The sequence below is a fragment of the Pseudomonas sp. BT-42-2 genome (genome assembly GCF_025847435.2).
Classification (GTDB): Bacteria; Pseudomonadota; Gammaproteobacteria; order Pseudomonadales; family Pseudomonadaceae; genus Aquipseudomonas; species Aquipseudomonas urmiensis.
This window is the reverse complement of the sequence record NZ_JAOYTM010000017.1, coordinates 16,415-28,679: the sequence shown is the minus strand read 5'-3', so window position 1 is coordinate 28,679 and position 12,265 is coordinate 16,415. Positions and strand designations below refer to the sequence as shown.

Sequence of the window (12,265 nt, the reverse complement as noted above, 5' to 3'; positions counted from 1 at the left end):
TTGCTAGGCCCTACTTCTTCTTGGCTTCTTTACGACGGACTACTTCGTCCGCGTAACGCACACCTTTACCTTTGTAAGGCTCTGGCGGACGGAAGTCGCGGATTTCAGCGGCCACCTGACCTACCAGCTGCTTGTCGATACCCTTGATCAGGATGTCGGTCTGGCTAGGTGTTTCAGCGGTGATACCGGCTGGCAGTTCGTAGTCCACTGGGTGAGAGAAGCCCAGGGCCAGGTTCAGGACGGTGCCTTTAGCCTGTGCCTTGTAACCAACACCGACCAGCTGGAGCTTGCGCTCGAAGCCTTGGCTTACGCCTTGGACCATGTTGTTCACCAGAGCGCGGGTAGTACCGGCCATGGCGCGAGCTTGCTGGTCACCGTTGCGAGCGACAAAACGCAGCTCACCAGACTCTTCGGTAACTTCAACAGACGAGTGAACGTTCAGTTCGAGAGTGCCCTTGGCACCCTTCACCGAAAGCTGCTGACCGGCGAATTTGACTTCGACGCCAGATGGCAGCTTAACGGGGTTCTTAGCGACGCGAGACATGCTTATCCCCCCTTAGAACACTGTGCACAGAACTTCGCCACCAACACCGGCAGCACGTGCAGCACGATCAGTCATCACACCTTTGTTGGTGGAGACGATAGACACGCCCAGACCGCCACGAACTTTCGGCAGATCTGTAACGGCCTTGTACTGACGCAGGCCAGGACGGCTAGCGCGCTTCAGCTCTTCGATGACCGGACGGCCTTCGAAGTACTTCAGCTCGATCGACAGGGAGGGTTTGACTTCGCTGCTTACCTGATAGCCAGCGATGTAACCTTCGTCCTTCAGAACTTTGGCAACCGCTACCTTCAGAGTCGAAGAAGGCATGCTTACGACGGACTTTTCAGCCATCTGGGCATTACGGATGCGAGTTAGCATGTCCGCTAACGGGTCCTGCATACTCATGGGCTAGATGCTCCTGATACAAGAATTATTAGCCTTGCGGCTATCACAACCACCTGAGCGGACAGGTCAAAAAACCCAGGCTCAGGTGAGCCGGTCATTCTAGACACAAGCCAGAAACGAAACAAGCCCCATATAGGGGCTTGTTTCGTTGCGATGTCACCGGCGGTCGGAAGATTGCTCCCCTCGCGCCGGGATCACACCAACCGTGATTACCAGCTGGCCTTGACCAGACCTGGAACATCACCGCGCATTGCAGCCTGGCGCAGCATGTTACGGCCCAGACCGAACTTACGGTATACACCGTGAGGACGGCCGGTCAGGCGGCAACGGTTGCGCAGACGAGCGGCGCTGGCGTCGCGCGGCTGCTTCTGCAGTGCAACGACGGCGGCGAAACGCTCTTCAGGCGAAGCGTTCAGGTTGACGATGGTCGCTTTCAGCTCGGCACGCTTTTTGGCGTACTTGGCTACCGTGAGCTGACGCTTCAGCTCGCGGTTTTTCATGCTCTTCTTGGCCATTTTCCTACTCCAATCAGTTGCGGAACGGGAATTTGAAAGCACGCAGCAGGGCGCGACCTTCGTCATCCGAACGAGCAGTGGTGGTCAGGGTAATGTCCAGACCGCGCAGAGCATCGATCTTGTCGTAGTCGATTTCCGGGAAAATGATCTGCTCTTTCACGCCCATGCTGTAGTTGCCACGACCATCGAAGGACTTGGCATTCAGGCCGCGGAAGTCGCGAACCCGAGGCAGGGAGATCGCCAGCAGGCGGTCCAGGAACTCGTACATACGGTCACGGCGCAGAGTAACTTTAACGCCGATCGGCCAACCTTCACGAACCTTGAAACCCGCAATCGACTTGCGAGCGAAAGTCACAACGGCTTTTTGGCCGGTGATCTTTTCCAGGTCGGCAACGGCGTTTTCGATGACTTTCTTGTCACCGACCGCTTCGCCCAGACCCATGTTCAGGGTGATCTTGGTTACGCGAGGAACTTCCATCACGTTCGCGAGCTTAAGTTCTTCCTTAAGCTTGGGAGCGATTTCGTTCCGGTAAATCTCTTTGAGTCGTGCCATTGTCTTCTACCTAGCAGTGTTCAAGCATCAACCGCTTTCTGGGTCGACTTGAAGACACGAATTTTCTTGCCGTCTTCAACCTTGAAGCCAACGCGGTCAGCCTTGTTGGTTTCACCATTGAAAATGGCAACGTTGGAAGCGTGCAGAGGCGCTTCTTTCTCGACGATACCGCCCTGTACGCCCGCCATCGGGTTAGGCTTGGTATGACGCTTGACCAGGTTCACGCCACCGATGACCAGACGGTCATCAGCGAGAACCTTCAGCACCTTACCGCGCTTACCTTTGTCTTTGCCGGCGATCACGATGATCTCGTCGTCACGACGAATCTTTTGCATGTCGGATCTCCTTAGAGCACTTCAGGGGCGAGCGAGACGATCTTCATGAACTTCTCAGTACGAAGTTCACGGGTCACTGGCCCGAAGATGCGAGTGCCGATCGGCTCTTGCTTGGTGTTCAGCAGAACAGCAGCGTTGCCGTCGAAACGAATGATGGAACCGTCAGCGCGACGTACACCGTGACGGGTACGGACGACAACAGCGGTCATCACCTGGCCTTTTTTGACCTTACCGCGCGGAATTGCTTCCTTGACGGTTACTTTGATGATGTCACCGATACCGGCGTAACGACGGTGGGAACCGCCGAGCACCTTGATGCACATGACGCGACGAGCGCCGCTGTTATCGGCCACATCGAGCATGGATTGAGTCTGAATCATAAAATTTCTCCGACCCTTAGCCCTTAGACTTCAACAGCGCGTTCGAGGACTTCAACCAGTGCCCAGGACTTAGTCTTGGCCAGCGGACGGGTTTCGCGAATGGAAACCTTGTCGCCGATTTTGCACTGGTTGGCTTCGTCGTGCGCGTGCAGCTTAGTCGAACGCTTAACGTATTTACCGTAGATCGGGTGCTTTACGCGACGCTCGATCAGAACGGTGATGGTCTTGTCCATTTTGTCGCTGACGACACGGCCAGTCAGCGTACGGACGGTTTTTTCAGCTTCAGCCATGATCACTTACCTGCCTGCTGGTTGAGCACAGTTTTCACGCGAGCGATGTCACGCTTAACTTGCGAGAGCAGGTGCGACTGCCCCAACTGGCCAGTTGCTTTCTGCATACGCAGATTGAACTGGTCGCGCAGCAGGCCGAGCAGTTGCTCGTTCAGCTGCTGTGCCGATTTTTCACGAAGTTCATTCGCTTTCATCACATCACCGTCCGCTTAACAAAGGAGGTGGCGAGAGGCAGCTTTGCAGCAGCCAGGGCGAAAGCTTCGCGCGCCAGCTCTTCAGAAACACCCTCGATCTCGTACAGGACTTTGCCTGGCTGGATCTGGGCAACCCAGTATTCCACGGAACCCTTACCTTTACCCATCCGCACTTCGAGAGGCTTCTTGGTGACCGGCTTGTCCGGGAACACACGGATCCAGATCTTACCGCCACGTTTTACGTGACGGGTCAGGGCACGACGTGCCGACTCGATCTGGCGAGCGGTGAGGCGACCGCGGGCGACAGCTTTCAGGGCGAATTCGCCGAAGCTGACCTTGCTACCGCGCAGTGCCAGACCACGGTTGTGGCCGGTCATCTGCTTGCGGAATTTTGTACGCTTTGGTTGCAACATTTGGCGTACCCCTTACTTAGCAGCTTTTTTACGAGGCGCTGGTGCTTGAGGCTTCAGCTCTTCTTGGCGACCACCAATTACTTCGCCTTTGAAGATCCAAACCTTCACACCGATCACACCGTAGGTGGTGTGAGCTTCGTAGGTGTTGTAGTCGATATCGGCACGCAGGGTGTGCAGAGGCACACGACCTTCGCGATACCACTCGGTACGAGCAATCTCAGCGCCGCCGAGACGACCGCTCACCTGGATCTTGATGCCCTTGGCACCAATACGCATGGCGTTCTGTACGGCGCGCTTCATGGCGCGACGGAACATTACGCGGCGTTCCAGCTGCTGAGCTACGCTTTGCGCAACCAGCATAGCGTCGAGTTCCGGCTTGCGGATCTCTTCGATGTTGATGTGCACAGGCACACCCATCTGCTTGGTCAGGTCCTGACGCAGCTTCTCAACGTCCTCACCCTTCTTCCCGATAACGATACCTGGACGAGCGGTGTGGATGGTGATGCGTGCAGTTTGAGCCGGACGATGAATATCGATACGGCTTACGGACGCGCTTTTTAGTTTGTCTTGGAGGTACTCACGCGTTTTCAGATCCTTCAACAGGTAATCTGCGTAAGTAGCACCGTCTGCGTACCAGACGGAGGTGTGCTCCTTGACGATTCCCAGGCGAATGCCAGTGGGATGTACTTTCTGACCCATCTGATCGACTCCGTTACTTGTCCGCAACCTTGACAGTGATATGGCAAGACCGCTTGACGATGCGATCAGCGCGGCCTTTGGCACGCGGCATGATGCGCTTCAGCGAACGCCCTTCGTTGACGAAGACGGTGGAGACCTTCAGGTCATCAACGTCTGCGCCTTCGTTGTGTTCGGCGTTGGCAACGGCCGACTCGAGGACTTTCTTCATGATTTCAGCGGCTTTTTTGCTACTGAAGGCCAACAGGTTGAGCGCTTCGCCCACCTTCTTCCCGCGGATCTGGTCGGCGACCAAGCGGGCTTTCTGGGCGGAGATTCGAGCGCCCGACAACTTAGCGGCTACTTCCATTTCCTAACCCCTTAACGCTTGGCTTTCTTGTCAGCCACGTGCCCGCGATAGGTGCGGGTACCGGCGAACTCGCCCAGTTTGTGGCCGACCATGTCTTCGTTCACGAGAACTGGGACATGTTGACGACCGTTGTGTACCGCGATGGTCAGACCGACCATTTGTGGCAGGATCATCGAACGGCGCGACCAGGTTTTAACTGGCTTGCGATCGTTCTTCTCCGTCGCCACTTCGATCTTCTTCAGTAGGTGAAGATCGATAAAAGGACCTTTTTTCAGAGAACGTGGCACTGTCGTATCCCTCTATTTACTTGCGACGACGGACGATCATGTTGTCGGTACGCTTATTACCACGAGTCTTCGCACCCTTGGTTGGGAAGCCCCATGGCGATACCGGATGACGACCACCGGAGGTACGACCTTCACCACCACCATGCGGGTGGTCAACCGGGTTCATGGCAACACCACGAACGGTTGGGCGAACGCCACGCCAGCGTTTGGCACCAGCTTTACCCAGCGAACGCAGGCTGTGCTCGGAGTTCGAGACTTCGCCCAGGGTCGCACGGCACTCAGCCAGGACTTTACGCATTTCACCAGAGCGCAGACGCAGGGTCACGTAGACACCTTCGCGAGCGATCAGCTGAGCCGAAGCACCAGCGGAACGAGCGATCTGTGCACCTTTACCCGGCTTCAGTTCGATGCCGTGAATGGTGCTACCTACTGGGATGTTGCGCAGCTGCAGGGAGTTACCGGCCTTGATTGGGGCCAGGGCACCTGCGATCAGCTGGTCGCCAGCGCTCACGCCTTTAGGCGCGATGATGTAGCGACGCTCACCGTCTGCGTAGCACAGCAGGGCGATGTGAGCAGTACGGTTTGGATCGTATTCGATACGCTCGACAGTGGCTGGAATGCCATCTTTGTCGTTGCGACGGAAGTCGACCAGACGGTAATGCTGCTTATGACCACCACCAACGTGACGCGTGGTAATGCGGCCATTGTTGTTACGACCACCAGACTTCGATTTCTTCTCGAGCAGCGGTGCGTGAGGAGCGCCTTTGTGCAGCTCCTTGTTGACCACCTTGACCACGAAACGGCGGCCAGGGGAAGTCGGTTTGCATTTAACGATTGCCATGATGCACCCCTTCCTTACTCAGCACTGCTGCTGAAATCGAGATCTTGGCCTGGCTGAAGGGAGACGATCGCCTTCTTCCAGTCATTGCGCTTGCCCAGACCACGTGCGGTACGCTTGGTTTTACCCAGAACGTTAACAGTCGACACGTTTTCGACTTTTACGCCGAACAGGCCTTCGACAGCTTTCTTGATTTCCAGCTTGGTTGCGTCAGTAGCAACCTTGAATACGAACTGGCCTTTCTTCTCAGCCAGAACGGTAGCCTTCTCGGAAACGTGCGGGCCAAGGAGGACTTTAAATACGCGTTCCTGGTTCATCCCAGCAGCTCCTCGAATTTCTTCACGGCCGAGACAGTGATCAACACTTTCTCGTATGCGATCAGACTGACCGGATCGGAACCTTGAACGTCACGTACGTCGACGTGCGGCAGGTTACGTGCAGCCAGGTACAGGTTCTGATCAACAGCGTCCGAAACGATCAGTACGTCGCTCAGACCCATGCCGTTCAGCTTGTTCAGCAGGTCTTTGGTTTTTGGAGCTTCGACAGCGAAGTCCTGAACCACGACCAGACGGTCGCTACGCACCAGCTCAGCGAGGATGGAACGCATTGCTGCGCGGTACATCTTCTTGTTGAGCTTCTGCGAGTGATCCTGAGGACGAGCTGCGAAGGTAACACCACCGCCACGCCAGATTGGACCACGAGTAGTACCAGCACGAGCGCGGCCAGTACCCTTCTGACGCCATGGGCGCTTACCGCCACCAGCTACGTCGGAACGGGTCTTCTGCTGCTTGGTGCCCTGACGGCCGCCGGCCATGTAGGCCACGACTGCTTGGTGTACCAGCGTCTCGTTGAATTCGCCACCGAAAGTCAGTTCGGAAACTTCGATCGCCTGAGCGTCATTTACATTAAGTTGCATGTCAGTTTCCCCTTAACCGCGAGCCTTGACAGCTGGACGTACAACCACGTCGCCGCCAGTAGCGCCAGGAACGGCACCCTTGATCAGCAGCAGGTTGCGTTCAGCGTCTACGCGAACTACTTCCAGGGACTGCACAGTAACGCGCTCGGCGCCCATGTGACCGGACATTTTCTTGCCCTTGAACACACGACCAGGAGTCTGGCACTGGCCGATGGAACCCGGAACACGGTGCGATACGGAGTTACCGTGGGTGTTATCTTGGCCACGGAAATTCCAGCGCTTGATGGTACCGGCGAAGCCTTTACCCTTGGACTGACCGGTTACGTCTACCAGCTGGCCTGCAGTGAAGAGTTCAGCTTTGATCAGATCGCCAGCCTGGAAATCGCCTTCTTCAAGGCGGAACTCCCAAACACCGCGACCAGCGGCAACGTTCGCTTTAGCGAAGTGACCCGCTTGAGCAGCAGTCACACGCGAAGCACGACGCTCGCCGACAGTGACTTGCACTGCACGGTAGCCATCGGTTTCTTCGGTTTTGAACTGGGTGACGCGATTCGGCTCGATCTCAATGACCGTGACCGGAATGGAGACACCTTCTTCGGTGAAAATACGGGTCATACCGCATTTACGACCGACTACACCAATAGTCATGTTGTAAACCTCATGAGTGTACGGGGCTTTCACCCGCTATGGCCGCCCATTTCAGAGCGTTACACGACCAGACCGAAGTCTTAGCCGAGGCTGATCTGCACTTCCACGCCTGCCGCGAGATCGAGCTTCATCAGCGCATCAACGGTTTTATCCGTTGGCTGGACGATGTCCAGAACGCGCTTATGAGTACGGATCTCGTACTGGTCACGCGCGTCTTTGTTGACGTGCGGGGAGACCAGAACGGTGAACCGCTCTTTGCGGGTAGGCAGTGGAATTGGACCACGCACTTGTGCACCAGTACGTTTCGCGGTTTCCACGATTTCCTGGGTGGATTGGTCGATCAGGCGATGGTCGAAAGCCTTCAACCTGATTCGGATTTGCTGATTTTGCATTGGATTTCAGACTCCAGGCTGTTCCCAACGGACGCACTACGCCCGCTAAAAGGAGGCGTGATTCTATAGACGCCCTAAATTAGTGTCAACCCAATAAAAAAAACCCCCGCTGAGCGGGGGTTTTTTCAACCGATCGAGTGATTACTCGATGATTTTGGCTACGACGCCGGCGCCGACGGTACGACCGCCTTCACGGATAGCGAAGCGCAGACCGTCTTCCATTGCGATGGTCTTGATCAGGGTAACAGTCATCTGAATGTTGTCACCTGGCATTACCATTTCAACGCCTTCCGGCAGTTCGCAGTTACCGGTCACGTCAGTGGTACGGAAGTAGAACTGAGGACGGTAGCCTTTGAAGAACGGAGTGTGACGACCGCCTTCTTCTTTCGACAGAACGTAGACTTCTGCGGTGAACTTGGTGTGCGGCTTGACCGAACCTGGCTTGACCAGAACCTGGCCACGCTCAACGTCGTCACGCTTGGTACCACGCAGCAGAACGCCGCAGTTCTCGCCAGCACGGCCTTCGTCCAGCAGCTTGCGGAACATCTCAACACCGGTGCAGGTGGTGGTGGTGGTGTCACGCAGACCAACGATTTCCAGGGCGTCTTGAACGCGGACAATACCACGCTCGATACGACCGGTAACAACGGTACCACGACCCGAGATCGAGAATACGTCTTCGATTGGCATCAGGAACGGCTTGTCGATAGCACGCTCTGGCTCTGGGATGTAGCTGTCCAGAGTTTCAACCAGACGCTTGACAGCGGTGGTGCCCATTTCGTTGTCGTCTTTGCCTTCCAGCGCCATACGAGCCGAACCGATGATGATCGGGGTGTCGTCGCCTGGGAAGTCGTAGGTGGACAGCAGGTCGCGAACTTCCATCTCGACCAGTTCCAGCAGCTCAGCGTCGTCTACCAGGTCAGCCTTGTTCAGGAAGACCACGATGTACGGAACGCCAACCTGACGGGACAGCAGGATGTGCTCACGGGTTTGTGGCATCGGACCATCGGCGGCCGAGCAAACCAGGATCGCGCCGTCCATCTGGGCAGCACCGGTGATCATGTTCTTCACGTAGTCAGCGTGACCTGGGCAGTCGACGTGAGCGTAGTGACGAATGTTCGAGTTGTACTCGACGTGAGCGGTGTTGATGGTGATACCGCGCGCTTTCTCTTCTGGAGCCGAGTCGATCTTGTCGAACTCAACGACTGCCGAACCGAAAACTTCGGAGCAGACGCGAGTCAGAGCTGCGGTCAGAGTGGTTTTACCGTGGTCAACGTGGCCGATGGTGCCAACGTTAACGTGCGGGAGGGAACGATCAAATTTTTCTTTAGCCACGACAGTGAACTCCTAGCCTAAAGGGGCTGAATCAGCCTTGTTTTTTAACGAGAGCTTCGACGATGTTCGACGGAGCTTCGGAGTATTTGGAGAATTCCATGGAGTAGCTCGCGCGACCCTGAGACATGGAACGAACGTCGGTCGCGTAACCGAACATTTCCCCGAGCGGAACTTCAGCACGGACAACTTTGCCGGAGACCGAATCTTCCATACCCTGGATCAGACCACGACGACGGTTCAGGTCACCCATCACGTCACCCATGTAGTCTTCTGGGGTTACAACTTCAACCTTCATGATCGGCTCAAGCACAACACCGCCACCCTTCTGGGCCAGCTGCTTGGTCGCCATGGAAGCTGCGATCTTGAACGCCATCTCGTTGGAGTCGACGTCGTGGTACGAACCGTCGAATACCGATGCCTTCAGGCCGATCAGCGGATAGCCGGCAACGACGCCGTTCTTCATCTGCTCTTCGATACCCTTCTGGATCGCCGGGATGTACTCCTTAGGAATCACACCGCCAACAACTTCGTTGGAGAACACCAGACCCTCGGTGATGTTGCCTTTGTCGTCCACGTCCGGCTCCGAGAAACGGATCCAGCAGTGACCGAACTGACCACGACCGCCCGACTGACGAACGAACTTGCCTTCGATCTCGACGTTGGACTTGGTGATCTTCTCGCGGTACGAAACCTGCGGCTTGCCGATGTTGGCTTCGACGTTGAACTCGCGCTTCATGCGGTCAACGAGGATGTCCAGGTGCAGCTCACCCATACCGGAGATGATGGTCTGGCCGGTTTCTTCGTCGGTCTTGACGCGGAACGACGGGTCTTCCTGAGCGAGCTTGCCCAGTGCGATGCCCATCTTTTCCTGGTCTTGCTTGGTCTTCGGCTCAACAGCTACCGAGATCACAGGCTCCGGGAAGTCCATACGCTCGAGGATGATCGGCTTGTCGGCGTTGCACAGGGTGTCACCGGTGGTGACGTCCTTCATGCCGATCAGAGCAGCGATGTCGCCTGCCAGTACTTCTTTGATCTCTTCACGCTGGTTGGCGTGCATTTGCACCATACGACCAACGCGCTCTTTCTTGCCCTTGACCGAGTTGATCACGGAGTCGCCGGACTGCAGCATACCCGAGTAAACGCGGACGAAGGTCAGAGTACCAACGAACGGGTCGGTGGCAATCTTGAACGCCAGAGCCGAGAACGGCTCGTTGTCGTCGGCATGACGCTCGTCGTACTGTTCTGGCTTGACTTCGTCCTTCGGCACATCGATCAGGTCAGGGTGGATACCCTTGATCGCCGGGATCTCGGTCGGAGCAGGCAGGAAGTCGATGACGGCGTCGAGAACCAGGGGAACGCCCTTGTTCTTGAACGACGAACCGCAGACGGCCGGAACGATCTCGCTGGCCAGGGTGCGCGCACGCAGACCGGCTTTGATCTCTTCGACGGTCAGCTCTTCGCCTTCCAGGTACTTGTTCATCAGCTCTTCGCTGGATTCGGCAGCGGCTTCAACCATGTTGGAGCGCCACTCTTCAGCCAGCTCCAGCATATCGGCAGGAATTTCTTCCTCGCGATAGGTGGTGCCTTTGTCGTCTTCGTTCCAGTAGATAGCCTTCATCTTGATCAGGTCGACCTGACCCTGGAAGTTATCTTCCGAACCGATGGCCAGCTGAACCGGGACCGGGGTGTGACCCAGACGGTTCTTGATCTGACCGATAACGCGCAGGAAGTTGGCACCGGCGCGGTCCATCTTGTTCACGTAGACAACACGTGGAACACCGTACTTGTTGGCCTGACGCCATACGGTTTCGGACTGTGGCTCAACACCGGAAGTACCGCAGAACACAACGACCGCGCCGTCGAGTACACGCAGCGAACGCTCTACTTCAATGGTGAAGTCAACGTGGCCGGGAGTATCGATGACGTTTACGCGGTAGTTGTCATACTGACCTTTGGAGCCTTTCCAGAAGGTAGTAACGGCAGCGGAGGTAATGGTGATACCCCGCTCCTGCTCCTGCACCATCCAGTCGGTGGTCGCGGCGCCGTCATGCACCTCGCCCATTTTGTGGCTCAGACCTGTGTAGAACAGGATCCGCTCGGTAGTGGTAGTTTTGCCCGCGTCAACGTGCGCGCAAATACCAATGTTACGGTAGCGGTTGATTGCTGTAGTACGAGCCATAAAGCCCTCGCAAATAGATTGATGCTTGAATTAGAAGCGGTAGTGCGAGAATGCCTTGTTGGCTTCAGCCATACGGTGCACGTCTTCACGCTTCTTGACTGCAGCACCTTTGCCTTCAGCAGCATCCAGCAGCTCACCAGCCAAACGCAGGGCCATGGACTTCTCGCCGCGCTTGCGGGCGTAGTCTACAAGCCAGCGCATTGCCAGCGCGTTACGACGGGATGGGCGAACTTCGACCGGGACCTGGTAAGTGGCACCGCCAACACGGCGGGACTTTACTTCGACCAGCGGAGCGATGGCGTCGAGAGCTTTCTCGAAGATTTCCAGGGGATCGCTGTTCTTGCGTTCTTTGACCTTGTCCAGCGCACCGTAAACGATACGCTCGGCAACGGCCTTCTTGCCGCTTTCCATCACGTGGTTCATGAACTTGGCGAGGATCTGGGATCCGTATTTTGGATCGTCCAGGATCTCACGTTTTGCTGCTACACGACGTCTTGGCATGATAAGCCCTCAAACGGTCTTCAGGTTAGCCCGGGACGTGGGTCTTCGACCCCTGCCCGACCTTACTCTTATCGACTGAAAAAATTGAATGTCTGCAAACGGCCGATTACTTCGGACGCTTGGTACCGTACTTCGAACGACCCTGGTTACGGCCTTTAACGCCGGAAGTATCCAGAGAGCCGCGAACGGTGTGGTAACGAACACCTGGCAAGTCTTTTACACGGCCGCCACGGATCAGGACGACGCTGTGCTCTTGCAGGTTGTGGCCTTCACCGCCGATGTACGAGGAAACCTCGAAACCGTTGGTCAGACGCACACGGCATACTTTACGCAGTGCCGAGTTAGGTTTTTTCGGCGTGGTGGTGTACACACGGGTGCACACGCCACGACGTTGCGGGCAGTTCTGCAGCGCAGGTACGTCGGATTTCTCGACGGTACGCTTACGCGGCTGACGTACCAGCTGGTTGATAGTTGCCATCTACTAGCTCCACTGAT

Annotated in this window: 21 protein-coding genes; all 21 read right to left on the bottom strand. The window is 56.2% G+C overall.

Features of this window, described 5'->3' with window-relative positions; translation table 11 throughout:
* Positions 1-10: 10 nt before the first annotated feature.
* Positions 11-544: a 50S ribosomal protein L6 gene (rplF, locus tag OIU19_RS20635; protein ID WP_003255469.1), complete on the bottom strand. Its 534-nt coding sequence runs from the start codon at positions 542-544 to the stop codon at positions 11-13.
* Between the two features lie 12 nt (positions 545-556).
* Positions 557-949: a 30S ribosomal protein S8 gene (gene rpsH / locus OIU19_RS20630; protein WP_119138195.1), complete on the bottom strand. Its 393-nt coding sequence runs from the start codon at positions 947-949 to the stop codon at positions 557-559.
* Positions 950-1,158: 209 nt separating this feature from the next.
* Positions 1,159-1,464, bottom strand: a complete 306-nt coding sequence (gene rpsN, locus OIU19_RS20625) for a 30S ribosomal protein S14 (protein WP_009397499.1) — start codon at positions 1,462-1,464, stop codon at positions 1,159-1,161.
* A gap of 13 nt (positions 1,465-1,477) precedes the next feature.
* On the bottom strand, positions 1,478-2,017 hold the full coding sequence (gene rplE, locus OIU19_RS20620) for a 50S ribosomal protein L5 (RefSeq protein WP_186557313.1): 540 nt from the start codon (positions 2,015-2,017) through the stop codon (positions 1,478-1,480).
* A 20-nt stretch (positions 2,018-2,037) separates the two neighbouring features.
* Positions 2,038-2,352, bottom strand: a complete 315-nt coding sequence (gene rplX, locus OIU19_RS20615; RefSeq protein ID WP_003255476.1) for a 50S ribosomal protein L24 — start codon at positions 2,350-2,352, stop codon at positions 2,038-2,040.
* A gap of 11 nt (positions 2,353-2,363) precedes the next feature.
* The gene (gene rplN / locus OIU19_RS20610) at positions 2,364-2,732 is read right to left on the bottom strand and encodes a 50S ribosomal protein L14 (protein WP_008089810.1); all 369 of its coding nucleotides are present in this window, start codon (positions 2,730-2,732) and stop codon (positions 2,364-2,366) included.
* A gap of 23 nt (positions 2,733-2,755) precedes the next feature.
* Entirely contained in the window at positions 2,756-3,022 is a 267-nt protein-coding gene (gene rpsQ / locus OIU19_RS20605) for a 30S ribosomal protein S17 (protein WP_003255478.1), read from the bottom strand.
* Positions 3,023-3,024: 2 nt separating this feature from the next.
* Complete coding sequence (gene rpmC, locus OIU19_RS20600; RefSeq protein ID WP_002555481.1) at positions 3,025-3,216, bottom strand: 50S ribosomal protein L29; 192 nt, start codon at positions 3,214-3,216, stop codon at positions 3,025-3,027.
* The gene (gene rplP, locus OIU19_RS20595) at positions 3,216-3,629 is read right to left on the bottom strand and encodes a 50S ribosomal protein L16 (RefSeq protein ID WP_009397508.1); all 414 of its coding nucleotides are present in this window, start codon (positions 3,627-3,629) and stop codon (positions 3,216-3,218) included. The genes rpmC and rplP overlap by 1 nt, the downstream gene beginning before the upstream one ends.
* A gap of 12 nt (positions 3,630-3,641) precedes the next feature.
* On the bottom strand, positions 3,642-4,328 hold the full coding sequence (gene rpsC, locus OIU19_RS20590; protein ID WP_003255481.1) for a 30S ribosomal protein S3: 687 nt from the start codon (positions 4,326-4,328) through the stop codon (positions 3,642-3,644).
* A 13-nt stretch (positions 4,329-4,341) separates the two neighbouring features.
* A complete protein-coding gene (rplV, locus tag OIU19_RS20585) occupies positions 4,342-4,674 on the bottom strand; it encodes a 50S ribosomal protein L22 (protein ID WP_003103908.1) in 333 nt (110 codons plus the stop codon).
* 11 nt (positions 4,675-4,685) lie between these two features.
* On the bottom strand, positions 4,686-4,961 hold the full coding sequence (gene rpsS, locus OIU19_RS20580; protein ID WP_119138201.1) for a 30S ribosomal protein S19: 276 nt from the start codon (positions 4,959-4,961) through the stop codon (positions 4,686-4,688).
* A gap of 16 nt (positions 4,962-4,977) precedes the next feature.
* Complete coding sequence (rplB, locus tag OIU19_RS20575) at positions 4,978-5,802, bottom strand: 50S ribosomal protein L2 (RefSeq protein ID WP_027915105.1); 825 nt, start codon at positions 5,800-5,802, stop codon at positions 4,978-4,980.
* 14 nt (positions 5,803-5,816) lie between these two features.
* A complete protein-coding gene (rplW, locus tag OIU19_RS20570) occupies positions 5,817-6,116 on the bottom strand; it encodes a 50S ribosomal protein L23 (protein ID WP_010220306.1) in 300 nt (99 codons plus the stop codon).
* Positions 6,113-6,715, bottom strand: a complete 603-nt coding sequence (gene rplD, locus OIU19_RS20565) for a 50S ribosomal protein L4 (RefSeq protein WP_186557312.1) — start codon at positions 6,713-6,715, stop codon at positions 6,113-6,115. Before rplD ends, rplW begins: the two co-directional genes overlap by 4 nt.
* 12 nt (positions 6,716-6,727) lie before the next feature.
* Positions 6,728-7,363, bottom strand: coding sequence for a 50S ribosomal protein L3 (gene rplC, locus OIU19_RS20560; RefSeq protein WP_054893562.1), 636 nt, complete (start codon positions 7,361-7,363; stop codon positions 6,728-6,730).
* Between the two features lie 80 nt (positions 7,364-7,443).
* Positions 7,444-7,755 (bottom strand): 30S ribosomal protein S10, encoded by a 312-nt coding sequence (rpsJ, locus tag OIU19_RS20555; RefSeq protein WP_003186070.1) that lies wholly within the window; start codon positions 7,753-7,755, stop codon positions 7,444-7,446.
* Between the two features lie 141 nt (positions 7,756-7,896).
* The gene (gene tuf / locus OIU19_RS20550) at positions 7,897-9,090 is read right to left on the bottom strand and encodes an elongation factor Tu (RefSeq protein ID WP_105642145.1); all 1,194 of its coding nucleotides are present in this window, start codon (positions 9,088-9,090) and stop codon (positions 7,897-7,899) included.
* 31 nt (positions 9,091-9,121) lie between these two features.
* Positions 9,122-11,269, bottom strand: a complete 2,148-nt coding sequence (gene fusA, locus OIU19_RS20545; RefSeq protein WP_264236559.1) for an elongation factor G — start codon at positions 11,267-11,269, stop codon at positions 9,122-9,124.
* Between the two features lie 30 nt (positions 11,270-11,299).
* Positions 11,300-11,770, bottom strand: a complete 471-nt coding sequence (rpsG, locus tag OIU19_RS20540) for a 30S ribosomal protein S7 (protein ID WP_008089143.1) — start codon at positions 11,768-11,770, stop codon at positions 11,300-11,302.
* Positions 11,771-11,876: 106 nt separating this feature from the next.
* Entirely contained in the window at positions 11,877-12,248 is a 372-nt protein-coding gene (gene rpsL / locus OIU19_RS20535; RefSeq protein WP_003257088.1) for a 30S ribosomal protein S12, read from the bottom strand.
* Positions 12,249-12,265: the final 17 nt, after the last annotated feature.